General features: G+C 32.6%; 20 protein-coding genes. 18 read left to right on the top strand and 2 right to left on the bottom strand.

The features are described 5' to 3' along the window. Positions 1-15: 15 nt before the first annotated feature. A complete protein-coding gene (locus ES724_RS12240; protein ID WP_146933323.1) occupies positions 16-1,095 on the top strand; it encodes a glycosyltransferase in 1,080 nt (359 codons plus the stop codon). 465 nt (positions 1,096-1,560) lie between these two features. Here the strand turns inward: ES724_RS12240 and ES724_RS12235 are convergent, their stop codons facing one another. Beyond that, positions 1,561-2,493, bottom strand: a complete 933-nt coding sequence (locus ES724_RS12235; RefSeq protein ID WP_146933321.1) for a hypothetical protein — start codon at positions 2,491-2,493, stop codon at positions 1,561-1,563. 2 nt (positions 2,494-2,495) lie between these two features. After that, positions 2,496-3,947 (bottom strand): MBOAT family O-acyltransferase, encoded by a 1,452-nt coding sequence (locus tag ES724_RS12230; protein WP_146933404.1) that lies wholly within the window; start codon positions 3,945-3,947, stop codon positions 2,496-2,498. Between the two features lie 131 nt (positions 3,948-4,078). On the opposite strand from ES724_RS12230, the gene ES724_RS12225 reads away from it, so the two are divergent. From ES724_RS12225 to ES724_RS12145, 17 genes are all read left to right on the top strand, one after another. Further along, positions 4,079-5,533, top strand: a complete 1,455-nt coding sequence (locus tag ES724_RS12225) for a PhoX family protein (RefSeq protein ID WP_146933319.1) — start codon at positions 4,079-4,081, stop codon at positions 5,531-5,533. A gap of 54 nt (positions 5,534-5,587) precedes the next feature. After that, entirely contained in the window at positions 5,588-7,387 is a 1,800-nt protein-coding gene (locus ES724_RS12220) for a cytochrome-c peroxidase (protein ID WP_146933317.1), read from the top strand. A gap of 197 nt (positions 7,388-7,584) precedes the next feature. Continuing rightward, the gene (locus tag ES724_RS12215; protein ID WP_146933315.1) at positions 7,585-8,490 is read left to right on the top strand and encodes a glycosyltransferase family 2 protein; all 906 of its coding nucleotides are present in this window, start codon (positions 7,585-7,587) and stop codon (positions 8,488-8,490) included. A 221-nt stretch (positions 8,491-8,711) separates the two neighbouring features. After that, positions 8,712-9,830, top strand: coding sequence for a glycosyltransferase family 4 protein (locus ES724_RS12210; RefSeq protein ID WP_146933313.1), 1,119 nt, complete (start codon positions 8,712-8,714; stop codon positions 9,828-9,830). Between the two features lie 118 nt (positions 9,831-9,948). Further along, positions 9,949-11,061 (top strand): glycosyltransferase, encoded by a 1,113-nt coding sequence (locus tag ES724_RS12205; RefSeq protein ID WP_146933311.1) that lies wholly within the window; start codon positions 9,949-9,951, stop codon positions 11,059-11,061. Positions 11,062-11,453: 392 nt separating this feature from the next. Then, the gene (locus tag ES724_RS12200; protein ID WP_146933309.1) at positions 11,454-12,395 is read left to right on the top strand and encodes a GNAT family N-acetyltransferase; all 942 of its coding nucleotides are present in this window, start codon (positions 11,454-11,456) and stop codon (positions 12,393-12,395) included. 100 nt (positions 12,396-12,495) lie between these two features. Beyond that, entirely contained in the window at positions 12,496-13,608 is a 1,113-nt protein-coding gene (locus ES724_RS12195) for a hypothetical protein (protein WP_246136871.1), read from the top strand. 194 nt (positions 13,609-13,802) lie between these two features. Beyond that, positions 13,803-14,774, top strand: coding sequence for a polysaccharide deacetylase family protein (locus ES724_RS12190; RefSeq protein ID WP_146933305.1), 972 nt, complete (start codon positions 13,803-13,805; stop codon positions 14,772-14,774). A gap of 458 nt (positions 14,775-15,232) precedes the next feature. Beyond that, entirely contained in the window at positions 15,233-16,336 is a 1,104-nt protein-coding gene (locus tag ES724_RS12185) for a hypothetical protein (protein ID WP_246136870.1), read from the top strand. Between the two features lie 164 nt (positions 16,337-16,500). After that, entirely contained in the window at positions 16,501-17,670 is a 1,170-nt protein-coding gene (locus ES724_RS12180; protein ID WP_146933303.1) for a glycosyltransferase family 4 protein, read from the top strand. Positions 17,671-17,778: 108 nt separating this feature from the next. Continuing rightward, a complete protein-coding gene (locus tag ES724_RS12175; RefSeq protein WP_146933400.1) occupies positions 17,779-18,384 on the top strand; it encodes a sugar transferase in 606 nt (201 codons plus the stop codon). Between the two features lie 2 nt (positions 18,385-18,386). Further along, on the top strand, positions 18,387-18,986 hold the full coding sequence (locus ES724_RS12170) for an acetyltransferase (RefSeq protein WP_146933301.1): 600 nt from the start codon (positions 18,387-18,389) through the stop codon (positions 18,984-18,986). Between the two features lie 5 nt (positions 18,987-18,991). Then, positions 18,992-20,149 (top strand): DegT/DnrJ/EryC1/StrS family aminotransferase, encoded by a 1,158-nt coding sequence (locus ES724_RS12165; protein ID WP_146933299.1) that lies wholly within the window; start codon positions 18,992-18,994, stop codon positions 20,147-20,149. A 17-nt stretch (positions 20,150-20,166) separates the two neighbouring features. Next, complete coding sequence (locus ES724_RS12160; RefSeq protein WP_146933297.1) at positions 20,167-22,179, top strand: polysaccharide biosynthesis protein; 2,013 nt, start codon at positions 20,167-20,169, stop codon at positions 22,177-22,179. A 43-nt stretch (positions 22,180-22,222) separates the two neighbouring features. Continuing rightward, positions 22,223-22,984, top strand: a complete 762-nt coding sequence (locus tag ES724_RS12155; protein WP_146933295.1) for a polysaccharide biosynthesis/export family protein — start codon at positions 22,223-22,225, stop codon at positions 22,982-22,984. 6 nt (positions 22,985-22,990) lie between these two features. Continuing rightward, the gene (locus ES724_RS12150) at positions 22,991-25,390 is read left to right on the top strand and encodes a polysaccharide biosynthesis tyrosine autokinase (protein ID WP_146933293.1); all 2,400 of its coding nucleotides are present in this window, start codon (positions 22,991-22,993) and stop codon (positions 25,388-25,390) included. 816 nt (positions 25,391-26,206) lie between these two features. Next, positions 26,207-26,636: transposase DNA-binding-containing protein (locus ES724_RS12145; RefSeq protein ID WP_262712814.1), on the top strand; the 430-nt coding region annotated here is incomplete at its 3' end.

Here is a 26,636-nt window from a genome sequence, read left to right as displayed (position 1 = left end):
ATTAAATTCCGTAAAATGAAAATCTTAATTATAATTGGTTCTTTTAAAATGGGTGGTGCTGAAAGAATGAGCATCAATACAGGTGAAGAATTAATGCAGCTGGGCCATGATGTTCATTATATCATTCAGCAACCTATTTTTGAAATACCTCATGATATTCCTTCGGAGAAGATCACGGTTTTAAGAAAGAGTGAGGATATTGGTGCATATAAAATTCTCAAGGCATTATTTTTAGGTATCTATAAAGAGACAAAAAGAATTAATCCTGAAATTACAATTGGTTTTTCAAGGTTTAGCAGTTTTCTTGCAAATTTCAGTTTTAACTCAAATATAATAGCAAGATTAGATGCTTACCCTTATAGAATGAATAGAAAACAAAGAATTTGGGCAGATTTTATTATTTACTCTCCCTTTGTAAAAAAAATTGTTTTACCCTCTTCGGATATGATTGAAGCAATGAATGAAAAAAGACCCTATGGTATTAAGAAATATATTTTGATTCCTAATTCTATCGACGTCTATTCAATACTTGAAAAAGCAGAGGATCCCTGTTCGTATAATTTTGAGTATATTTCTGCAATGGGTAGATTTTCACCACAGAAGAATTTTGAGCTATTAATAAATGCCTATTCAGAAAGTGAAATTAGAAATAGGTTTAAGCTAATAATAATTGGAGATGGTGCTTATAGAACTAAGTTGGAAAGATTAGTTAAAATGAAAGGGTTATCTGATAATATAATATTTACAGGTAAGCTTAAAAACCCTTTTCCTATCATTAAAAACTCCTATTTTTTTGTAAATCCTTCTAAATTTGAAAGTTTTGGGAATGTAATATTGGAAGCATTGCTTCTTGGTAAGCCTGTAATTGCTACAAATTGTAATTATGGCCCTGCAGATATGATACAAAATGGTGAGAATGGTGCTCTTATTGCGGATAATGATGTCGGAGAATTAAAGGCAAAACTTGATGAGTGGTATAATAACGAAAATATGGTTAAGCGTCTATCGAATAATGCACATAATAGCGCTTTGAATTTCAATAGACCTGCAGTAGGAAGAAAATGGGATAAATTAATTACTGAAGTATCAAGGTGAAATTTTATATTTAATATTTTCCAATTGGGATCCTTTACTAAAACCAAAAACCATAAATTCATTTTAAAACTTTTAAAAAGTTTAAGTAAAAAATCTCATAACTACCTACATTTAATCAGATGTGGCCAATTGTCTATTTCGGAGTTATGTTGCCATTTGCTTCGGCAATAAGAGGGGACTTCCTGCACTTATACTGGAGGCTAAGTAATACAAAGCACCTGTGTTAGCTCTTAATTTTTGAGGTTTATTTGAAATTCTAAATTAAAAGAGTTGTTTATTGTTTCAGATGATTAATAAGTAAAGCTTTGTAGAAGGTTAAGGAACGACTGGATTATGATCAAATTGTAATTTCCTTTATTATTGTAAATGAAAATCACTTAAATAAGGAAATAGCATCTAATCTTTTGGATAAATTTAAAGATTTATAGATTTTTTAACTAATTGAATAAGGAGTTTTTTTTAGTGTTAAATTTTATCTTTTAAAACCGTTCTAATAAGATATGAATTAAATATTTTGACTCCTTTTTGGTTCAAATGTAAAGGGTCGGTAAAATCAATAGTATCATTTAAAGAGTTAAAATCACTTAAGTTTATGTATTCTAAATCATTTTTCTTTATTAAACTATCCATTTTACTTTCTTGGGTATATTCAAGTTGACTATGGCGGGGAGATTGTACAAGAATTAACTCTATCCCCTGGTTTCTTATATAATTCACGGTTCTTAAAAAAGCCTCAATTTGATTGTTATTTTTAAGATCAAAGAGAATCGTGTCATTGGACGGCTCACTTGTTCCCCCTGATTTTCTCTCGACATATCCGCCTTTAACGTATTTGCTTGAGCCTCTTTGCAGTGGTTCCTTTTTATGTAAGGAAGCAGTAAAATTTTGTTGGAATAAACTATAAATGTATGAATTGAAAACTTTTGCATTTAAATGTTTTAAATTTAAATTAAAAGTATCCCAATCATTATTATCATTAGCTATTAGGTCAATAGAAGATTCTACTCCATCAGAGCTAAACATTTCGGGATAAATATCTAAAATAATAAAATCTGGATTTAATCTTTTTAAATTCCTTTTTGAAAGGATTTCAGTTTGAAGGAAGGTTTGAGCGCTTGAACCTAGATTAAAAGTTTTATATCCATTTACTTCAAAAATTCGGGTATCATAATGACGATAAGCTCTTGAGGAACCTAGAAACACAATATTTACATTTGATGTGGTTTTTGCTTCCTTTAATCTTGTTTTAAGAAAACCATAGCTCGGTACAGCCAAATTATCGTTCATAAATGATGGGGATATTACACCCCATAAAATTATTAGGAGAAGATAGCTAACAATGATAAATGGAATGGTGGTAATAATTAGTTTGATAAATTTGGTGAGTTCTTTATTCATATTTAAAATTGAAAATAAATAAATTCCATTTCACTAGTATGCATAAACATTCCTATTAAAAAAACTATAAAGGCATAGAACGTCAATCGCATTGGTCTTTTTTTTATTAAAGACACATTTTCGATAGCAAACTGATTTTTACGGCCCATCCATTCGATTACAAGAAATAAAAATATTAGAATTACTAAGCCAATAGCTTTACTTAGACCGTTATAATATGGAACACTAAGCAACGACCTTGAAAAAATCTTAGAAAGAATGTTAAGAGCATGATTTACGTTTTCTGCTCTAAAAAATATCCACGCAAAAACAGTAAGTGTAAATGTGGATACCATACCAAAAAAATCTTTAAGTGATGGTATATAGGAATTTGAAGCTATGATGTCTAAGTTTTGTCGATTTTTTTTTAATACTAACAATGGTAAAAAATATAAGGCATTTAATCCTCCCCAAATAATAAAATTCCAATTTGCACCATGCCAGAAACCACTTACTAGAAAAATAATAAAAGTATTTCTAATCTTCATTGCCATGCCTCCCTGACTGCCACCTAAAGGTATGTATAAATAATCCCTGAACCAGGTAGAAAGTGAAATATGCCATCGTCTCCAAAATTCTGCGATATCTCTCGAAAAGTATGGAAAAGCAAAATTTTGCATTAATCTAAAACCGAATAATCGGGAGGTTCCAATAGCTATATCCGAATATCCTGAAAAATCTCCATAAATTTGGAATGTAAAAAATAATGAACCTAATAATAGTGTACTACCAGATAGATCTGAGGAATTTTCAAAAATATAATTTGCAAATACAGCACAATTATCCGCAATAACTACTTTCTTAAAAAGGCCCCAGAGGATTTGTTTCAAACCATTTACAGCGAGGTTATAATTGAAGTTTCTTTTTTTATAAAATTGAGGAAGTAAATTGGTAGCTCGTTCAATTGGTCCTGCAACTAATTGAGGAAAGAAACTTACAAAGGCTGAAAATGCAATAAAATCTTTGGTTGGTTCTAATTGTTTTCTGTAAACATCAATAGTATAACTAAGAGTTTGAAATGTGTAAAAACTGATACCTACCGGTAAAATTATATCTAATGTGTTAAAACCATTTGTAGTTTGTAAACCAGGCATTAAATTGTAAAGTGAGTCTAGAAAAAAGTTATAATATTTAAATATCCCCAAAAATCCTAAATTTATACTAATACTGGTCCAGAGTAAAACTTTTCTTTTTACTTCTGAACTTGTTTGTTTTAGTGCTAACCCTATTGAATAATCAATTAGGGTGCTAAATATTATTAATGAAAGAAATCTCCAGTCCCACCATCCATAAAATACATAGCTTGCTAGAACAATTAAAAAGTTTTGTACCGATAAATTTTTATGGGCTATAAACCAATACAATAAAAATACGATAGGCAGAAAGAGAGCAAATTCAATGGAGTTGAATAACATTTCATTATTTATTTTTAAACACAGCAAAAATAGTTGTTAATCTTGTTTTAAAAAATAAAAAATTAATATATCCTGATTTCATTCCTTAGGAAGTATTTTTATATATTTGAGAACTCCCAAGATCTACACATATGAAATTTTCTACTTATCCAATTTTTTATTTTCTTTTTCTATTGTTTTCTACTTTTTTAATTTATTCATGTCAAACAGATGAAAATATTGTTGAAGAAGAACCTGAAATCGAAGCTATACCTGAGATTGATCCTGAAAAAATGGCAAAGATTTTTATGGATAAATCCAACACTCCACCCTTGGTTGATATATCAAAGAATTTTTCTTCTTTAGAAGCTTTTGCGATGGTAAGTACTACTGATACTCTTGGAGGAAATTTTAGAATTGGCGGTACGGCGGATGGGTCTGGGTTTTTAGAAGATGGAGATGATTTTATTTATGTAGTGAATTTTGAGAGTGATAGATCTATTGGTCGTATAAGATTTGACGAATTTTTAAATCCGATTTCAGGAGATTATCTTCTTGACGCAGGAGTAGCAGATTACGCCCGGCAATGTTCTGGAACAATGTGGGAATCTGCCATACATGGAGGAGGAAAAGATATTTTTTTATCTGCTTCAGAATCTTACCATTATCAAGTAAAAGCTTTAGACCCTCGTATAGAAATACCAACTCCTACGGCTTCTTTTGGTCTTGAGGCTTTAGGAGAATTCGCTTGGGAAAACGCAGTTCCTCTCCCTCAAAAAACCTATCCTGGAAAAACTGTAATCTTGGGAGGAGATGATGATAGTACAGATTCAGCTGGTCAGGTCGTTCTATACTATTCTGAAAATGGGGATGCTGATTTTGATAACGGAAAAATATATGTTTTAAGAACGAAGCAAGTATCGGATGGATCTGGATCTCAGCAATTGGCTAATAGTAATGAAATCTATACCGAGGCAAGCTTTGATTTTAGAAAAACATATGAAATTGAGTTTGTCGAGATTGAAAATGGGAGAAACCTTACACAGACTGAAATGGAAAATGCTTGTATTGATAATTTTGCCACCCAATTTATGAGAGTGGAAGATCTTGATTACCAAAAAGGAAAGGAAGAAAATGCAAGAAATATTTTTTTCGCCGTTACAGGCGGTGGCGGTCCAGCATCGGGAACATATAATGATTGGGGTACAGTTTATAAGTTGGAACTGGATAACGATTCACCTTTAACTGGCAAACTCACTCAAATTATAAGTGGTAATACCAATACCAATAATAGAGATGGAAATTTAGGAGAATTAGAAAGTCCGGATAATCTTTGTGTCACTGAAAATTTTGTATATATTCAAGAAGATCCTAGATCTTTTTTGCGTGGTCATTCAGCTAGAATTTATCAAAGTAGTCTTAATGGGGATAACATAAAAACTGTAATGGAAATAGCCCCTCGAAGCAATGGGCAATTTAAAGGAGAATATGGGTCTTTAATAGATATTTCTGATAAGGTTGGCATACCAGATACTTTTATGCTTGCCATCATGCCTAAAAGAGAGATTAAGTCACAAATAATTCTTTTAAAAGGCTTACCAAGGTAATTTAAGAATTCTATGAAATTTTGTTCCTCAAAACCCAACCAGTTTTTTTATTGTATGGGTTTCCTGCTTTTATTTGTTTCTTGTAAAGAAGAGACAAAATATATAAAAGTTAATGAGGAAAAATTGGAGATTGAAAAAATTCAATGGGAAGAAACGAAAAAAATCTATGTTGTAAGTCTGCAAAATGCAATTGATCTTCTTTCACAAATTGAAAATTTAGGATCTGAACATTCCAATTCTCCTAAAATATTTAGGGAACTCCGGCAGGAATGGAAAAAAGCGGAGCCTTATGCAGCTTATCTTAATCCCGAAGTTGGCCATAGAATTAATGGACCGGCCTTACCAATATTTATTGAAGACAGTGAAAGTATTCTTCCTCCTGTAGGTTTGCAAAAGATTGAGGAAAGCATTTTTGACGGGGATACCTCGGAAAACGATTTTTTAAAAGAAGTTCAGATAACAAGAGGAATGATGGAACATTTACTTGAAATCATGGGCAAAAGGGAACTCACCCCTGATAGATTCTTTATTGCAATTCATCAACAACTTTTAAGGCTTATTAGTTTCTCAATAACAGGTTTTGACACTCCTGTAATTTCCTGGGGAATTTCAGAAGCTGCAATCTCATTGGAAAGTTTAGGGCAGGTATATAACGCTAGTATTCGTGAAATAGTTCGAAGAAAAAATCCGGAATTGGACCAGGATTTTTCCCAGTCTCTTAGAAGTTCGATTAAATTTTTAAAAGCTGAGGATAATTTCTTAGTGTTTGACAGATTCACATTTATACGCGACTATTTTAATCCAATGATGTCAAATTGGGTTCGTATTACGAATAATAGTGGCTGGTCTGGACCAGAAGATGAAGTTTTTAATTTTCTTGCTCCAACTTTTTTTGAAGAGGATTCTTTTAATATCAGTTTTTTTATGCCTCCGGTTAACCAAAATATTACTGCTGATCAAATTAAATTAGGTAAAAAGCTTTTCTCCGATAAAAATCTTTCTAAAAATCAAAAGATCTCTTGCGCTACTTGCCATGTACCTGAAAAAGCGTATGCAGACGGAATGGTTTCCAATTTCGATAATACAGGTAATTTATTAGAACGAAATACACCCTCTTTACTAAATGTAATTTTCCAACAAAGCTTTTTCTGGGATGGAAGATCGGGAAATATTATGGATCAGGTTACTGCGGTATTCCGAAATAAGAAAGAATTCAATTCAGGGGTTCATCAATTATCCGATAAAATGCTTACGGATATTTCTTATGAACAGTTATTTCAAAATGCTTATGGAAAAAGTTCTTCTAGATATACGAATATTATAAAGGCACTGTCTGCATACATTGCAACCTTAAATGGCTTTAATTCCAAATTTGACAGAAATATACGAGGGGAGGAAAAAACCTATACAACTCAGGAGAAATTAGGCTTTAATGTATATATGGGAAAAGCTTTATGTGCGACCTGCCATTTTATTCCATTAACTAATGGGACGGTTCCTCCTTTTTACAAAGAAACTGAAAGAGAGGTAATTGGTGTTCCGGAAACCACGGAAAATTTGGCTCTCGATCGTGACTTTGGTATCTTCTGGCAGTACGAGCTAGATTTTCAGAAAGGCATGTTTAAAACACCTTCTTTAAGGAATACAGAACTAACATCGCCATATATGCACAATGGGTTGTATAGCACGCTTGAGGAAGTTATTGAATTCTATGATCTTGGCGGCGGTTCGGGTATTGGATTAAACCTTCCCCATCAAACCTTGCCTCCTGAATCTCTCAATCTTACACAGGAGGAAAAGTCGGCCCTAATCTCTTTTATAAAAACTCTTTCGGATTTCCCTCTTAATAAATAAAACAAAGAAAATCGTTTGTGTTCCTGAGATTTTCGTTTTATTTTTCTAATTACTTCATACATAAATATGATATTTTTTAGACGATATAATAAAATGTATGTAGTAAGAGTATGTGCTTCAAGAATAAATTTAAGTTAAATGAAATAAGAGCCGGTTAATTATTTACTAATATTGCGAATTCAAGTTAATTTATAAAAATGGTTGATAAAGTAAGTGTAATAATTCCCACTAAGAATAGAATAGAAGCCACTTTTAGAAGCATCGATTCTGTAATAGCACAATCTATACCTCCTCATGAAATAATTGTAATTGATGACGGTTCAACAGATGATACATTTAATATTATTTCTAATCAATATCCAAAAGTCCGACTAATTCGAAATGAGGTTTCTCGAGGTGGGGCAGTGGCAAGAAATCAAGGTTCTGAAATAGCTATTGGAGAATATATAGCCTTTCTAGACAGTGATGATGAATGGTTGGCTAATCATTTAGAAAATAAACTGCAAGTTTTAAAATCAAATAATGCAGATGGGGTATATGGAACGTTTTATCTACAAAAAGGAACGAACAAAACAGAGGTTATATTTAATGATCAAATTGCGAATAATAATAAAAATGTAGGTAATGCCATATTATCTGCAGCCAGGTATGATACTCGAACTTCTACTTTCTTTTTTAGAAAAGAATTATTTTTTAAAGTAAAGTTTGATGAAAATCTAAAAAAACATCAAGATTGGGATTTGGCTATTAATTTCGATGCTAAATATAATTTTATTTTGGATCCAACTCCGACTGTTAATATTTATGTGGAACAAGGTGAAGCTAGAATGAGTCAAAAGCTGCAACATACTTCAAGCTTTTATTTTATAAAAAAGAATTCAAAATTTATTGAAAGCAATAATATCTTCATGTTTTGTTTAAAGCAAATCATGCGATCCCAATTGGTAAAAGAGCCTTATTCTATTATAAAAGATTATCTATCTGTAATAGAAACCCTTTACAAGCGATTAAATTTTCAAAATAAAATGATATTTAATTTATTGAAATATAAGTTAATTAACGTGGGATCAATTTATCTTTTTTTAAATAAATTAAGAAAATAATAGTTTAGCATTCAATCTAAGATTAATGTTTTTTTACTTTACGTTTTATAATTAACCAAAACATTGCTCTCTACTAGAATTAGGCTATTTTTGCCCAAATTCAGTTTTTTAAATAATATAAGTTAAGAATGTTTTTTAATATTTAAAAAGTCTTTCAGTCGAAGCATCATAAATGATAGCTACCCAGAAATTTTATTGGGTGTTAATATTGATATTTTTCTATGAAAATTTTACAACTCGTTACAAAACGTCAATATCGGGGAGCAGAGCTTTTTGCAGCAGATCTTAGTGCTGAACTAATAGCATTGGGCCATGAAGTAACTTTTGTTGGGATTTACGAAAACGATAGTGATATCTTAGTTGTGAATGGTGCGGACAACAGAGATTTAGTTAAAGTAAAAAAGAGCGTTTTTTCGTTCAAAATCGTTAAAGAAATTACGAAGCTTGTAAAAGAGATAAAACCTGATGTAATTCAGTGCAATGGCTCAGATACGCTCAAATACATGGTTTCTGCTTCCTGCTTTTTAGAAGAAATTCCAATTGTGTATAGAAATATTAGTATAATTAGTGAATGGGTAAATAGCAAACCTAAAAAACTACTATATAAAAGAATGTTTACCCGCATAGCTTATGTCACCTCAGTAGGTGAAGAAGCAATGGCAGATTTTATTAAGACCTATGATTACCCTGTAACTCAAACAGAGGTAATTCGGAGGGGTATTCCAGTTAAAAAAGTAGATGGAAAGAATTTAGCAAAGGAATTAAGGAGAGATTTAGGTTTTAAACGAAATGCGAAAATAGCTATTCATGTTGGTAATTTTAGCCCTGAAAAAAATCATGAATTCCTCTTAGATTTATTTTATGAATTAAAGAATGAGCATCCAGATATTAAATTAGTTTGCGTGGGGAATGGTGTTTTATTTGAAAAAGTTAAACAGACTATTCATCAAAGGGGATTAGAACAAAACGTATTCTTGCTTGGATTTAGACAAGATATTCCTGAGCTTATCGCTGCTTCTGACTGTTTAGTATTATCTAGTAAAATAGAAGGAGTGCCAGGTGTTATTTTAGAAGCTGGAACGCAAAAAACACCATCTATTTCTACAAATGTTGGCGGTGTATCGGAGGTCTTAATTAATGATAAGACTGGGTATTTAATAGAGAACTTTGATGTAATGAGCTTTAAAGATAGACTTGTAGACTTAATGGAGAATGATGAAAAAAGAATCTTATTTGGAGAGAACGCATTTAATATGATTTCGAAAGGTTTTGACCCAGAAAAAAATGTTAAGAAGTTTGAAAGTTTATATCGTAGTCTTATTGAATCTACCAAAAAATAATTTTTTCCTATTATAATATCTTTATCAATCGCGAGTGTATCTATAAAATAAAAAATCACTGGCAAAAGCTGTTTCTATTTGTTAATAATTTTATTTGAAATTTTAAGTTGATTAATACATGAGCAAAGTGAAAATTCTTCATATCATAAAATCTTTAGGTAGAGGAGGAGCTGAAATGTTGTTGCCTGAAACCTTAAAAATTCATGATACTTCCAAATTTGAGTTTCATACAATTTATTTTCTTCCGTGGAAAGATCAGATGGTCTCTAGTATTGAAAATGCAGGGGGAAAGGTAACTTGTTTTTCGGCTTCCAATAATATAAAATTAATGCAACAGTATTCCGGAATTATTGATTATTGTAAAGCAAATGAAATAGATCTTATCCATTGTCATTTACCCTGGGCTGGCTTTTTAGGAAGACTGGTTTTTGCAAAAACTAAAATTCCTGTTGTATATACAGAGCATAATATGCAAGAGAGGTATCATATAGCTACTAAAACAATAAATAAACTTACGTTTAATTCACAGAGTTTAGCTTTAGGTGTTTCAGAGGATGTAACCAGTTCAATAAAGAAAAATATCAACCCAAAAATTCCTGTTAAAACACTTCTAAATGGTGCCAATACAGATTCATTCAGAAGAAATCCTGATTTGGGAATTAAAACAAAGCAGGAATTGGGAATTCCCGAAAACGCATTAGTCATAGGAAATGTGGCTGTTTTCCGGTTTCAGAAGAGACTTGTTGAATGGTTACAGGTTTTTAAGGAAATTGAAGCTAAAAATCCAAACGTATATGGGATAATAGTCGGCGCCGGACCTTTGGAAGAAGAGATCAAAGCTGAATTGATAAGATTGAAATTAGAAAAGAAAGTTTTCTTTCCAGGTTTAAAAACCGATGTTAAACCTTATTTTTCTGCAATGGATATTTTTATGATGAGCAGCTCTTTTGAAGGATTGCCCATTGCCCTTTTGGAAGCTATGAGTATGGAGTGTGCCATTGTTTCTACTAACGCTGGAGGGATAAAAGAAGTAATTCGCGATAAACAGGACGGACTGACATGCAAAGTGGAAGACTGGGAAAAACTTTCAAATTTGTGCCAGTTCTTAATTGATGATCCTGTAAAGTTAAGCAAGTATAAAAAAGCATCCCGTGAACGCGCAGTGAATTCGTTTAGCTTAAAAAGGATGGTGGATTCTTTAGAGGAGATTTATTTATCTGTGATGAAGTGAAGGAGTGATGAAGTGACGAAGTAAAATTGTAACGGAGTGAGGTAGTGATGAAGTAGTAATATTGTGTTATTTGGAACAATAAACAATAAACAGAAAAATCTCCTTCTCCCCCTTTAGGGGGCGGGGGGTAAAATTTAGTGACGGAGTGATGAAGTAAAGCTGCGTAAAGTGAAGGAGTGATGCTGTGAAGGAGTGATGCTGTGAAGGTGTGAAGGGTTAAGAGTGACGATGTTATGGAGTGAAGAGTGAAGGGTAAACAAGTTACGTTGTGATGGAGTGAAATTGTGACCATGTGATGAAGTAATATTGTGTTATTTTGAATAGTAAACTGAAAACTGAAAACCGAAAACCGAGAACTGAAAACTGAAAACTGAAAACTGAAAACCGAAAAAATGCAAATTAGAGAAGCTACAGAACTGGATATATCGGAAATTTTAGAGGTACTAAAGGCAAGCCTTGGTGAAACTTCCTCAAAAAAGACGGAAGCGGTGTGGAGGTACAAACACATTGAAAATCCCTTTGGAAAATCACTTGTTTTGGTGGCTGTGGAAAATGACAAACTTATTGGGGTTCGTGCTTTGATGAGATGGAAATGGCAATTGGGTAAGCAGGTGTTTTCAACATTGAGAGCAGTAGATACTGCAACACATCCCGAACACCAGGGTAAAGGGGTTTTTAAAAAACTTACTTTGAAAGCTATAGAAATTGCTAGGGAGCAAAGTGATCATTTTATTTTTAACACCCCGAATACCCAAAGTTTACCGGGATATCTGAAAATGGGTTGGGAAGAAGTGGATAAATTAAAGATCCGGATTATTTCTGTTAATCCGTTGAATTGGTTTGGAAATAAAAAGCCCGGGAACTATGGGATAAACAATAATAGTTCCGATGCTCAATTAATTGAGTTGATCTCAAAATATAATTTAATAAAAGCTGAGAAAAATAAATTATTTACTTTGAAATCTCCGGAATATCTCTCCTGGCGGTATGAGAATAATCCTTTACAAGAATACGAGGTCAAGGCAGATAAAGATTTTTTTATCGCAGGATATATAAAACAACACAAGTATTTTAAAGAACTTCGAATAACTGAGCATATTTTTATCAACAACTTAGGTCTGGAAAAGTTGAATAAAGGAGCAAAAGAATTGACCAAGAAACTTGGTGCGCAAGTTGTAACAACTTCTTCAGATTTAAATTTAGCAATAGGTTTTTCTGGAAACTATGGTCCGGTATTAACCTTGAGAGATGTGAATTTGACCACAAATTTAAAACATGAATTATTACAGCTTAACAATTGGTCCTACACCTTAGGGGACCTGGAATTATTTTAATATGCTTGGAGCCATTTTTCTTATAATTATTTTGCTTTTAATTACTCAGGGCATTTTGAGTAATTTCCAAAAGAAGCATAAATTCTTTTCTAAGAAATTAATGAATATATTATTTTTCTATCATCTTTTCTTTTGGTTGGTTTACTATTTATACGCTTTGTTCAATAGATCTGATTCCAGATCATATTATGAAAGACCTCAAAATGAATTTCTTAATTGGTTTGAGCATTTTGGTACAAGTACTACCTTCATAGATTTCCTTTCCTATCCTTTTATCAATTTCTTAGGCTTCAATTATGAAATGATGATGGTGTTTTTCGCCTGGTTAGGATATTTAGGGTTTGTTTATGCTTATCTTTTTTTCAGGGAAAATATTCCGGTTAAGATCACGGTTTTCAAAAGATTTGATTTGCTCACCTTAATTTTGTTCTTTCCCAATATGCACTTTTGGACAGCATCTTTAGGGAAGGGTGCGCCTATTTTCCTTGGTTTGATGCTATTTGCCTATGCTATTAAGAATCCAAAATCTAGAATTATACTATTAATTTTGGGTTCATTATTAATATATTATATCCGTCCACATGTTTTTATGTTTGTGGCAGTGGGTACGGTTCTTGGATATATGAGTGGAAAGGAAAAAATATCATTTGGTAAAAAATTATTTATATATATCGTTTTAATTGGAGGATTGGTTTTGGTCCAGGATACCATACTAGGGGTAGCAGGATTGGAAGGTTCTGATGATTTGGTTGAGGATTTCGGTAATTTTTCTGATAACAGATCAGATTCATTAAGTGAGTCGGGCTCAGGAGTAGATATGTCTAATTATCCATTACCTCTTAAATTATTCACCTTTTGGTTTCGCCCCTTATTTTTTGATGCTCCCGGAATTCTTGGATTAATTACCTCAGTAGAAAATTTAATGTATTTATTATTATTTGTAAAAATTTTAAAAAAAGACTTTATTACTTTTATAAAAAATTCAAATGTCGTAGTAAAGATGAGTTTGGTGGTATTTTTCCTTTCCTCCTTCGCAATGACTTTTATAATGTCCAATTTAGGAATCATTATGCGCCAAAAATCTATGGTCATGTATTTTGCATTTTTTGTGATCTATTATTACCTGGCCCAGAAAAAGTATGATAAGATTTTGAGATTGAAGAAGTTTAAGCGTGCAAAGGAACTTGAGGTGGGAAAAATTGTGACGATCTAACGCTGTGATGAAGTGACGATGTTATGGAGTGAAAGAGTGAAAGAGTGAAGGAGTATAGAAGTGACGCTGTGATGAAGTAATACTGTGTTATTTTGAATATTAAACAGAGAACAGAGAACCGAAAACCGTAAACAAAAAAATCTCCTTCTCCCCCTTTAGGGGGCTGGGGGGTAAACGAATTAACGAATCAACGAATGAACCAATCAATAAACGGCTTTTTAGTAATTTCTCTTGACTTTGAACTTCTTTGGGGAGTTTTCGACAAGGTGAATTATAAAGAAAAGGAAACTTACTTTAAAAATACGCGAAGAGTTATTCCGGAAATTTTAGGCCTGTTTTCAGAATATGAAATTCATTGTACATGGGCTACCGTGGGAATGTTATTCAATAAAAATTGGGAGGAATGGGAGGATAATATACCGAAAATTTTGCCAAATTATAAAAACACTAATCTTTCAGCTTATGATTATGGCAAAGCATTAAATTCGCCGGAGACAGAATTTTTTTGCTTCGCAAAGGATCTTGTTCAGCAAATCCAAAAAACTCCTAATCAGGAAATTGGAACCCATACCTATTCACATTATTATTGCCTGGAAGAAGGTCAGACTTTAGCCTCCTTCAAAGCCGATCTAGAGAAATCTATAAAACTCGCCAAACAACTGGGAATAGAACTTAAATCCCTAGTATTTCCGAGAAATCAATTCAATGAAGAATATTTAAAGGCTTGTTATGAATTAGGAATCGAAAATGTGCGATCCAATCCAACCGATTGGTATTGGAAAGACACTCAAAATGATTCTCTAGCAAATAAAATTTTCAGAACAGGCGATGCATATTTAGGTTCCAATAATAAATCATACAAGTTAACAGATTTGAATGTTGGACAAGGAAAACCCTTGGCTCAAAAAGCTAGCAGGTTATTGCGTCCTTATTCTGCAAATAAATTTTTCAACGATCTAAAATTAGAAAGGATTAAATCGGAAATGACAACCGCAGCAAAAAATAATGAAATTTACCATTTGTGGTGGCATCCTCATAATTTTGGAAACAATCCTGATGAGAACCTCGCCGACTTAAAGGAAATTCTAAATCATTATTTAGTTTGTAATGAGAAATACGGATTTCAATCAGTGACAATGAATGACGTTGGTTTGTTAACTCGTTAGTTTTTATTCTTTACTTCATTACTGGGTCACTCCTTCACTGCGTTACTTCATCACAGCGTCACACGGACACTCCTTCAGTCGGTTACAGCGTTACACCATCGTACTCTTCACTCCATCACAACCTCACTTTTTTTTACATTATGTAATATTTCCACACATTGGTGGGATAATTTGATCACGTGATATATAGTTTGCTTAATAAATTAAAAAACAAATATCCTTAAAGCATTGATTAATAGTATGTTCTTATGCTTAATGTCCGGAAAGCTTAAATTTATTTTCAAGCGGTCTTATAATTGTAATGTCCTGCTAACACATTATAGTTAAGTATGGAAATTTTAGATATTGACTTTATTAATTTAATTCAAACCGGTTTATTATTGTTGGTTTTGTTTTTTATGAATCAGCAAATTTTCTCCAAGTTACAATTTAGACACTCCTTTTTTAATAAGAAACTGATGAATGTACTTTCTTTGTATCATCTAGGTTTTGGAGGTATATATTATATTTATGCTCTTTTCAACAGGTCAGATTCGATAAAATATTTTAAAGCTTCCCAGAATATTAACAAAGGCTGGTTGGAGTTTTTTGGAACCGAAACGACTTTTATAAAATTCATTTCTTACCCTTTCATCAATTATCTTGGCTTTAGCTATGAAATGATGATGTTGCTTTTTACTTGGATTGGCTTTATGGGGTTTGTTTATGCATACTTGTTTTTTAAAGAAAACATCCCTTTGGATGTGAAAGTGTTTAAAAAAATTGATTTGCTTACCCTAATTCTTTTTCTTCCGAATATGCATTTCTGGACGGCCTCTTTGGGTAAAGGAGCCCTTATATTTTTAGGATTAATGCTTTTTGGATATGCAATTTCCAAACCAAAAGAACGTGTTATTACCTTAATACTTGGTTCATTGCTGGTTTTTTATATTCGTCCTCACATTTTCCTGATTTTAGCAATAGGATCACTAATCGGATTCCTAACTGGGGTAGGGAAATTTACTTGGAAGCAAAAAAGTTTTGCAGTTGGCATTTTTTTGCTAAGTCTTATTTTACTTCAAAATTCAATTCTTTCGGTTGTCAATCTTGAAAACTCTAACAATCTCATTTCAGATTTTCTGAAATTCACTTCGAACCGGGCAGACTCACTTAGCAATTCAGGCTCTGGTTTAAATATGGCTGGATATTCTCTTCCAGAAAAAATATTTAGTTTCTGGTTTAGACCCCTATTTTTTGATGCTCCAGGAATTTTAGGGCTTATAGTTTCTGTTGAGAATTTGATCTATATACTGCTTTTTTTAAAAATTGTGAAATGGGATTTTCTTAAATTCATTAAATTTGCTCCAGTTAATGTTAAAATGAGTTTAGCCTTATTTTTAATTACTTCTTTTGCCATGACTTTCGTCATGACTAATCTAGGAATTATAATACGTCAGAAATCTATGATAATGTATTTTATCTTTTTTGTAATATATTATTACTTGGCTCATGAAAAGCAGTTAAAATTAAAATCTAGGGAAATTTTAAATATTGATTCTAAACAATTGTTAAATGCAGCTTAGAAATATCTTGGCAATATTATAATTTTGATTCTAGCTTTCTATAAGGTGTAATCCAAATGTATGATTCAATTAATATATTTAATGTTAATGATCAATCTAAATTTATTCAGTTAATATATATTTGTCCTTCTCGTTTTCAATTTTGATACTTAATCTGATTTCATTTGCACAAACTCATACGCATTACCACCATCCCGCTTTCTTTAGAGAAACTTTTAGAAGGGCAACTTTCCTTTATGAATAGTCATTACGAAGTTATTGCGATAGCTGCAGAAAAAGAGCGTCTTGAAAAGTATGGGAGAGATAATTCTGTAAAAACTTTTTGGGTCAATATGACTCGAAAAATAACACCTCTTGAAGATCTAAAAGCGGTGCTTAAGCTATATAGGTATTTCATAACTGAAAAGCCTCTAATTGTACATACGCATACTCCAAAAGCAGGAATTGTTGGAATGTTTGCTGCGAAATTAGCAGGAGTTCCAATTAGACTGCATACAGTGGCTGGATTACCCTTGCTTGAAACTACAGGAACTAAAAGAAAGATTTTAAATTTCGTAGAAAAGCTTACTTATAGCTTGGCTACTAAGATTTACCCTAATTCTTTTGGATTGAAAAAGATCATCCTTAATCAAAAATTCACATCAAACAAAAAGCTTAAAATTTTAGGAAAAGGAAGCTCAAACGGAATAGATACTAAATATTTCGATCCAATGTTGTATTCTGAAAAGGATAATGACACGCTTAGAAAAGAACTAAGTATAAATAGGAATGAGCTTGTCTATATTTTTATTGGAAGGATCGTTTCAGAAAAAGGGATTAACGAACTAATTACAGCATTTAAAAAATTATACGAAGTTATTCCGGATGTGAAGTTATTGCTGGTAGGACCATTTGAAAGTGATCTGGATCCAATTGATGATTCTAATTTAGAAATCATAAAATCCCATAATGCGATTATTTCTGTTGGTTATCAAGAAGATGTCCGGCCCTATTTGGCTATTTCAGATATTCTCACATTCCCAAGTTACAGAGAGGGCTTTCCAAATGTTGTTATGCAGGCAGGAGCTATGAATTTACCTTCTATAGTTACCGATATCAATGGTTGTAACGAAATAATTGAGAATAATATAAATGGAATTATAATCCCTGTAAAGAATAGTATTAGTTTATATGATGCAATGAGTCAATTGCAAAATGATCCTATCCTTTTAGAGAGCTTAAAAAAGAATGCGAGAGTTCATATTACTGCTAACTATGAAAGGGAACAATTTTGGAATCTTCTTTTAGCTGAATATAAAGACCTGGAAATGCAAAACAAATCGAGTAAGGAGTAATAAAATATTTACTGCAAAGAATTTTGTACTTTTGCTCGAATTTATCTCCGAATATTTTAATCAAATACAAATGGAGATATTCTATAATTTAAAACAGACTTATTGAAGATTTATATTTTATTTTTTAAACCATTTTGTGATTTCCTTATTTCATTAGTGGCACTTCTAATTTTAAGTCCGTTATTATTAATAGCTACAATTCTCTTATTTTTGGCGAATAAAGGAAATCCTTTTTTTGTACAGAAAAGACCTGGTAAAAATGGCGAAATTTTTAATATTGTTAAATTTAAGACCATGACCAATGAGAAGAATGTTGATGGCATTCTACTGCCGGATTCCCAAAGATTGACAGTTATAGGTAAGTTTATTAGAAAAACATCATTAGATGAAATTCCTCAATTATGGAATGTTTTAATTGGGGATATGAGTATTATTGGTCCTAGACCTCTTTTGCCTCAATATTTGCCTATATATACAGCACATCAATATAAAAGACATAATTTGAAACCAGGAATAACTGGTTGGGCCCAAGTGAATGGTAGAAATGCTATTAGTTGGACCCAAAAATTTGAATATGATGTTTGGTATGTTCAAAATATATCTTTTTTGGTAGATATGGAAATCCTGTTTAAAACTGTTCAAAAAGTTTTGGTTTCTGAAGGCATCAATGCAGAGAACATGGCCACTACTGAACCTTTTAATGGAAATAATTAACTATGAATATTTACGGAGCCAGCGGTCATGGAAAAGTAATTATAGATATTGCTGAGTCAATTAATATTACTATTGATCAAATTTTTGATGACAATAATAAAATTTATACGCTTAACGAGATATCGGTTATTCATGACTTAAATAAAAACTTCTTAAATTCTGATACAATTATTGCCATTGGAAATAACAAAATTAGAAAGAGGGTTGCGGATTCGTTTAAGGGCAAAATTGCAGAGGCAATAATCCACAAATCGGCTATAATTTCCCCAAATGCAATTGTAGAGAAAGGCACAGTTATTATGCCTAATGCTTCTGTGAACTCTGCAACATCGATTGGAGAACATTGTATTATTAACACTGCTTCAACAATAGATCATGACTGTGTTTTAGGGAATTATGTTCATATATCCCCTAATGCAGCTATTGCTGGAAATGTTATTATTAATGAAGGAACTCACGTTGGTATTGGAGCCGTCGTTATTCCTGGTATAAAAATTGGTAACTGGGTAACCATTGGTGCTGGAGCTGTAATTATACGTGATGTTCCAGACCATGCAGTAGTAGTTGGGAATCCTGGTAAGATTATAAAGTATTTAAATTAAAATATATGGAACAGAGCAAAATATGGCTCTCCTCACCTCATATGGGTGGAAGTGAACGAAAATTTGTAAATGAAGCCTTTGAAGCAAACTGGATAGCACCACTTGGCCCAAACGTTACTGGGTTTGAATTGGATATAGAAAGTTATTTATCGAACTCAAAAAATGAGGAAACTTCAATTCATGTTGCAGCTTTAAGTTCAGGAACTGCTGCGCTTCATTTAGCTTTGATCTTGTTAGGAGTTAAGGCAGGTGATGAGGTGTTGTGTCAAAGTATGACATTTGCAGCTTCAGCAAACCCTATTATGTATTTAGGCGCAACACCCGTATTTGTTGATAGTGAAAGTGATACTTTAAATCTTTGTCCAATTCAGTTGGAGAAAGCAATTGAAGATAGGATTTCTAAAGGTAAAAAGCCGAAAGCTATTATTGCTGTTCATTTGTATGGCATGCCGTATAAAATTGATGAAGTTCAGCAAGTGGCTGATAAATTTGAAATTCCAATTATTGAGGATAGTGCAGAAGCCTTGGGTAGTTCTTATAAAGGAAGAAAATGCGGTACTTTTGGGGAAATAGGAATATTATCTTTTAATGGTAATAAGATCATAACTACTTCTGGCGGAGGTGCTTTAGTCGCTAAAAGCAAGGCGGTTAAACAAAAAGCCATATTTTTAGCAACTCAGGCACGTGATGATGCTCCACATTATCAACATACTGAAATTGGTTATAATTACAGATTGAGTAACATTTCAGCAGGTATCGGAAGAGGACAAATGGAAGTCTTAGATGCGCATGTAAATTTAAGAAGAGAGATGAATTTGTTTTATCGGGATATATTCTTGAATATAGATGGAGTTACTGTCTTTTCTGAACCAAATGATGACTATTTTTGTAATAATTGGTTAACAATAATTTCTGTTGATGCAAAGGTTACTGGGAAAACAAGAGAACAATTAAGGCTATATATGGAAGGACTTAATATTGAATGTAGGCCTCTTTGGAAGCCTATGCATTTGCAACCAGTATTTAAAAACATGCCCTTTTATGGTGATGGTTTAGCGGAAGAATTATTCGAATCTGGTTTATGTTTACCTTCAGGTTCTAATTTAACTGATGATGATAGAGAAAGAATAGGTCTTGGAATAAATGAGTTTTTTAAAGCATAGAAATAAATATTTTACAAATGGGTGAGCGTTTACTTTCAGCATTAAAATTAAGTTTGGCCGCTAAAGACAGCGCACTGAATTTGAGAAACTTAAAGTATCTCCCAAGATGGGCTGTCTTTCTTATTGATATATTTTTAGTTTCTGCATCCTCAATACTTACTATATTAATAATTGTAGATCTTACACCCAATTATTATACTTTATTAGCATTTCCAATAAAGGCTCTTATTGTTATTTTAACCAATATTCTCTTTTTCTTTGTTTTTAAAACCTATGCTGGAATTATTAGGTATTCTTCCAATATAGATGCCTTGAAATTAATATTAGCGACTACATCTTCGTTTATAACTTTGGTTATTATCAACTATATCATATTTTTTGTCATTGGTCAAAAGATCTATTTAGTTGGAGGTTTACTAATCAATTTATGGATCTCATTTTCGTTACTATTTTTATTTCGTCTAGGTGTCAAACAAGTTTATGAGTTTTATAAGATTGTTATGCGCGGTGATGAAATAAAAAGAGCCGTTATCATAGGAGCAGATGAGAATGCTATTTCTATTGCAGGAGCTTTAAATATTGAACATCCGCGAAGATTTAAAATTGTAGGTTTTCTAACAAAAACCAAGCATAATAATAGTATTAGAATTCTTGATAAACCTGTTGTAAAATATAGAACTACTATTCATAATCAGCTTAAAATTTTAAATGCTACAGCAGTTATACTTACTGAGCAAAATTGCACTTCAGAAGAAAAATTCGCACTGGTAGAAGATTGTTTAGAAAATGATATTCAAGTTTTTAATGCGCCTTTAGTGTCTAATTGGGAAGACGATGATAAACCGCTAGCACAGAAGATTAAAACTTTGCAAATTGAAGATCTTTTAGATAGAGAACCAATTGTCTTGGATAGAGAAAATAAAATGGCTCAGCTCACTGGAAAAACAATTCTGGTAACTGGCGGCGCTGGATCTATAGGCAGTGAAATCGTAAGACAAGTTGCTCAATACAATCCTAAAAAGCTAATTATCTTAGATCAGGCAGAAACGCCTTTACATAATCTTCAACTAGAAGTAGAAGCCAAATTCCCTGGTTTGAAATGTAGATTTATAATTTGCGATGTTGGAAATCAAAAAAGATTGGAGTTAATGTTTCAAAATCACAGCATAGATGTGGTTTATCATGCTGCAGCTTATAAACATGTTCCTTTAATGGAAGCAAATCCGCATGAAGCTATCTCCGTAAACATCCGCGGAACAAAGAATCTTGCAGATCTAGCTGTTAAGTATGATGTAGGACATTTTGTAATGGTTTCTACAGACAAAGCTGTAAATCCTAGTAATGTGATGGGAGCTTCTAAAAGAGCTGCTGAAATGTATGTGCAAGCGCTGTATCATGATCAAGCAAAATTTGATAAGAAAGAAACTAAGTTTATAACTACGCGTTTTGGTAATGTGTTGGGATCTAATGGCTCTGTGGTTCCTTTGTTTAGAAAACAAATAGAAAAAGGAGGTCCGGTAACTATTACTCATCCTGATATCATCAGATATTTCATGACAATTCCTGAAGCTTGCCAATTAGTATTGGAGGCTGGAACAATGGGGAAAGGTGGAGAGATCTTCGTGTTCGATATGGGAGAGCCTGTAAAAATCATGGATCTTGCTATTAAGATGATAAAGCTGGCAGGTTATACCCCGAATAAAAATATTAAAGTAAAGATTACCGGACTTAGACCTGGCGAAAAGTTATACGAAGAATTGTTAAATGATGAATGTAAAACTTTACCAACCCATCATAAGAAAATTATGATAGGGATTGATAAAATTCAGGACTATGAATTTATTAATTTGAAAATTGAGAAAATTATAAAATCCTCCGAAAAATTAAAGAATGACAAAGTAGTTGCCAAATTGAAGGAATTGATTCCTGAATTTATTAGCAATAACTCTTCTTATCAGAGTTTAGATAAAATCCCATTTAAATTAAGAAAAGAACATATTTCTCAAGAACAAAATAAGACTGAAATATGATTTAATCAAAATCATATTATATTTGATACCTCAAAAGAATTCCATGAAAAATAAGATTGTTTTATTATTAATTAGTGCCCTTTTTTTTAGCTGCTCTACAAAAAAAGAAATTCTTTACTTTCAGAATCCTGAGAGTTTGGAATCAATGGAGAAAATTAAAAATTTCGAACCTGTTTTTGAGGTGAATGACATACTTCATATTAAAGTTTCTTCCATGAATGAGGAGGTCGCTGCTCCATTCCAAATGAGAACAGGAGGTCAATCTCAAGGTGGAGGTGGACAACAGAATCCTTCTCTTATGGGTTATTTGGTGGATGTAGATGGGAATATACAATTTCCAGTACTAGGAAAGATTGAAGTTGCCGGTAAAAGCAGAAGTGAATTTGAGGCTAAGTTAACAGAAAAAATTCATGATTATGTTACGGATGCGGTTGTAGCGGTGAGGTTATTAAATTTTAGAGTTGTTGTTTTAGGTGAGGCAGGAAGTCAAACTGTAGTACAAGTTGAAAATGAACAAATTACAATTCCAGAATTATTTGCGACTGTAGGAGGTATTAGTTATGGTGGGGTGCGTGATAATATTATGATTTTTAGAGAAGTGAATGGGGTTAAAACCGTAGGTTATGTGGATATGACAAGTGCAGATGTTTTTAAAAGTCCTTTTTATTACTTAAAACAAAATGACATTGTTTATGTCGAACCAAATTACAAGACTGTTAAGCAGGCCGGTTTTATTACTAGTTATACTGGGTTAATATCAATAGCGACAACTATTTTTGGTTTAGTAATCTTATTTACGAGATAGCATTTAATGGAAGAATTACAAGAATTTACAGAAGAAAAAGAATCAAATTTTGATTTAAAAGCAGAAATATTTAAATATCTAGCCTATTGGAAATGGCTAGTATTAGGTTTTTTGTTAGGAGGATTACTTGCTTTTCTTTATAATAGATATACAATTCCTCAATTTCGTACAGAGGCTTCCATGATGATCCTGAACGAAGAAAAAAGTAATATGGCCAGTGCTTTGCCATCAGGGGGAGGATCTATTTTGACTTTTGATGATAACTCATTAGATAATCAGATTATAACACTCAAGTCTAAACGATTAGTTGAAAAAGTAGTTGAGGAGTTAAATCATAATATCTCCTATTTTATTGAAGGGAATGTTATTACTACCGAGGCTTATAAAGACAGTCCTTTAAGAATTCAGCTTATTTCCCCAGATAGTATTGTCCAAAATACATCTAAAACATTGTTTATTTCTCCTATTTCGGATACTGGTTTTCTCTTAAAGAATGAAGCTACTGGATATGAGAAAAATCATACAATTGGAGAGATAATAGAATTAGAGGGCTTAAAATTTTCGATTGTACCACGAACTATAGGTGTTGAGTCGATTTTTAAAAAAACTAGAACGGTTCAGATAAATATAAGCCCAGTAGATCAGATTGCTGGCGACTATATTTCAAGACTTGTAATTTTACCAAAAGGTAAGGCCGCAGATATTTTGTCATTGTCTATTATAGATGCTGAGAAAGAAAAATCTCAAGATTTTTTAAATAATCTTATGTTCCAGTTTAATTCTGATGGAGTGGCAGATAAAAGACAGGTTGCTTTAAGTACAACTGAATTTATTCAAGATCGTTTAGGGATAATTACTTCTGAATTGGATTCGGTAGAAGGCGGAATGGCAAATTTTAAGAGGGAGAACAAATTCATGGATGTTTCTTCAGGAGCACAAGAATTTCTATCAAAATCCAGTCAAGCTGAACAGCAAGTTTTTGATATTAAAACACAGCTGATGATTATAAAATCGGTAAAAAATTTACTAAATTCTAGAGATGGTTATGAATTGTTACCATCAAATATTGGTGAAGAAGGAAGTTTGTCGGGGTTTATGTCAACTTATAATGCTTTGGTTTTGGAAAGGAATGCCTACCTGAGAAATGCAACTATTAAAAACCCCGCAGTAGAATTGATTACTTCTCAATTAAATTCTCTAAAAGAAAATTTAATTGACAATATTAATAGTCAACAAAGTTCACTAAATATCAAATTGAGCGAATTAAACCAATTAGATAGATCAGCTCAGAGCAAGTTTAGTTCTTTTCCTGGAATGGAAAAAGGAATGCGCGGAATTGAGAGACAACAACAAATTAAAGAACAATTGTATTTATTCCTGCTTCAACGTAGGGAGGAAGCCGCAATAGCATTTGCAGTGACTGGCCCAGTAGCTAAGGTTATAGATCCTGCATATACAATTTCTGATCCTGTAGACCCTAAACCATGGTTAATTTTAGTTGGAGGTTTTTTAGTTGGGCTTATCTTACCAATAATTATTCTTCTTATCAAATTTATGCTGGACACGAAGGTTCATCACAAAGGAGATTTAGCGCTATTAATTAAAAACATTCCGTTTTTAGGAGAAGTTCCAAAAATTGGTGAGAAGCAAGACGAAATTATTCAGTTAAATGACAGATCACCATTGGCCGAGTCTTTTAGAATTTTGAGGACGAATTTGGCCTATTTATTAAAACCTAAAGCTGATAATAAGGGTGAAATAATTTATATCACCTCTACAATTAAAGGGGAGGGTAAAACCTTTATTTCTTTCAACCTAGCAAGAACTCTATCTACTACAAATAAAAAAGTTATAATTATTGGAGCGGATATTAGAAATCCAAAATTACATAGATATATTGATTTGCCTATGGAAAGCAAAGGGTTATCTGATTATCTTTATAATTATGATTTAGTAACAAGTGATATTATTAATGATTCTTTGGATAAAGAGATAAAGGTAGATATAGTACTGTCGGGCTCAATCCCTCCAAATCCTGCAGAGTTATTTATGAGCGATAGAATGAATAATTTATTGAATGATCTTTCTACTCTTTACGATTTTGTTATTGTAGATACTGCTCCAACTATGATAGTCACCGACACCCTCTTAATTAGTCCTTTAGCTGATACCACACTTTATGTTACACGTGCAGGATATACAGAGAAGAAATTGTTAGAATTTCCTAAGGAACTTAAACAACAAGGTAAATTAAAAGGTCTAGCTGTAATCCTTAATGATGTAGATTATTCTAAATTCTCATATGGAGCAAAATATGGTTACTCTTACGGCTATGGGTACGGAGTAGATGAAGAATCTAAATGGCAAAAAGTATGGAATAAGGTTTCGAAGAAGAAATCAAGCTAATTTTTCTTTGTATTTCCGCATTTACAAATAAAGTGGGTTTGGTCGTGCTGAGATCCGTGAAAAAAAATATATAGCCTAGGAAATTTACCAATTTTATTGAATTTCTCCTGAGGAATAACACTTAAATTGAAGCCACAAATTCACGAATGTTTTCAGGGAATTTTTAATACACAATTAGTGAAGGTTCTAGTTTAGAAACGTCTTGATAATGAGAAAATATTTGCTCCCTTCCCTTGGGGAAAGGCAGTTCCTAGGAAGAGTTAAAATAAATTATACTCCATCCCTCCTAAATCCTCCCCCGAGGGAGGACTTTAAAACAATGATATAATCTTAGTGAATAATTTGCCATTTATTCCTGAGCTAAAATTGGCAAGTATTACCAATTTTAAAAATTATTTCAATCGTGTCTAGTGGAGGCTTTTTTGAAAAAACACATTTCGACAAGCTCAATTTCAAGCTGAGCATGTCGAAGCTTCTTCCAAAAAGGAAAGCACATTCCGATAAGTTCAATGTTTCTAAACCTATCTCTGTCTGAGACCCGTAACAAAATAATTTATCTAGCATAGGAAACTGGCATTTTATTGAATTTCTTCCTGATGCTAGAAATACTTAAATTGAAGCCACGAATTCACGAATGTTTTCAGGGAATTTTATCCCTCATTGAGGGTTTAACCCGCCTGACTGGCTGGGCAGGTTCTCCGTCCCGAACTCTCGGGATGCCTCGAAATTTCAAAAGTATTTTCCTCCCGAACCATCCTATCGTGTGGACACAATTTTTTAATATTTTAGCTGACTAATAATAGTTTTGCTAATAAAATGAAAAGGGGATTCACAGACTTAGAGGATAAACGTTTAGTTTATAGAGGCAATAAGATTTTATCGGATTTATTCAGTAAAAGCGTCCATTCAATCCGTCAGATTAACAGGAATGAATCAGAGGCAAAAGCGGTTTACCGTTTTTTGCAGAACGACAGGGTCAGTGAAAAAGATATTATAGAAAACCTGATTCATAATTGCCGGATGGCATGTGCCGCCAGATTCGTTGTCTGTATCCAAGATACCACAGAAATCAACTTAAGCAGCCATGGTAAAAGGATCAACAAAGATAGCTTTGTGGGTACTACCAATGCAAAGGGCTCCCAAGGATTGGGATTCTTTATTCATCCAAGTTTGGTCTTGGATGCCGTGACTGGTACCCCCTACGGCTATTCTGATATTAAAGTTTGGAACAGGCCCTTAGAGTTCA

The organism is Gillisia hiemivivida (genome assembly GCF_007997295.1).
GTDB classification, from domain to species: Bacteria; Bacteroidota; Bacteroidia; order Flavobacteriales; family Flavobacteriaceae; genus Gillisia; species Gillisia hiemivivida.
This window is presented reverse-complemented; position numbering and strand designations above follow the sequence as displayed.

Coding starts and splice junctions, on each gene's coding strand:
- ES724_RS12210 (WP_146933313.1), top strand. CDS start 8,712: ATGAAAATTTTACAACTCGTTACAAAACGTCAATATCGGGGAGCAGAG.
- ES724_RS12195 (WP_246136871.1), top strand. CDS start 12,496: ATGAATATATTATTTTTCTATCATCTTTTCTTTTGGTTGGTTTACTAT.
- ES724_RS12190 (WP_146933305.1), top strand. CDS start 13,803: ATGAACCAATCAATAAACGGCTTTTTAGTAATTTCTCTTGACTTTGAA.
- ES724_RS12240 (WP_146933323.1), top strand. CDS start 16: ATGAAAATCTTAATTATAATTGGTTCTTTTAAAATGGGTGGTGCTGAA.
- ES724_RS12170 (WP_146933301.1), top strand. CDS start 18,387: ATGAATATTTACGGAGCCAGCGGTCATGGAAAAGTAATTATAGATATT.
- ES724_RS12165 (WP_146933299.1), top strand. CDS start 18,992: ATGGAACAGAGCAAAATATGGCTCTCCTCACCTCATATGGGTGGAAGT.
- ES724_RS12215 (WP_146933315.1), top strand. CDS start 7,585: ATGGTTGATAAAGTAAGTGTAATAATTCCCACTAAGAATAGAATAGAA.
- ES724_RS12225 (WP_146933319.1), top strand. CDS start 4,079: ATGAAATTTTCTACTTATCCAATTTTTTATTTTCTTTTTCTATTGTTT.
- ES724_RS12150 (WP_146933293.1), top strand. CDS start 22,991: ATGGAAGAATTACAAGAATTTACAGAAGAAAAAGAATCAAATTTTGAT.
- ES724_RS12185 (WP_246136870.1), top strand. CDS start 15,233: ATGAATGTACTTTCTTTGTATCATCTAGGTTTTGGAGGTATATATTAT.
- ES724_RS12200 (WP_146933309.1), top strand. CDS start 11,454: ATGCAAATTAGAGAAGCTACAGAACTGGATATATCGGAAATTTTAGAG.
- ES724_RS12155 (WP_146933295.1), top strand. CDS start 22,223: ATGAAAAATAAGATTGTTTTATTATTAATTAGTGCCCTTTTTTTTAGC.
- ES724_RS12235 (WP_146933321.1), bottom strand. CDS start 2,493: ATGAATAAAGAACTCACCAAATTTATCAAACTAATTATTACCACCATT.
- ES724_RS12160 (WP_146933297.1), top strand. CDS start 20,167: ATGGGTGAGCGTTTACTTTCAGCATTAAAATTAAGTTTGGCCGCTAAA.
- ES724_RS12230 (WP_146933404.1), bottom strand. CDS start 3,947: ATGTTATTCAACTCCATTGAATTTGCTCTCTTTCTGCCTATCGTATTT.
- ES724_RS12220 (WP_146933317.1), top strand. CDS start 5,588: ATGGGTTTCCTGCTTTTATTTGTTTCTTGTAAAGAAGAGACAAAATAT.
- ES724_RS12205 (WP_146933311.1), top strand. CDS start 9,949: ATGAGCAAAGTGAAAATTCTTCATATCATAAAATCTTTAGGTAGAGGA.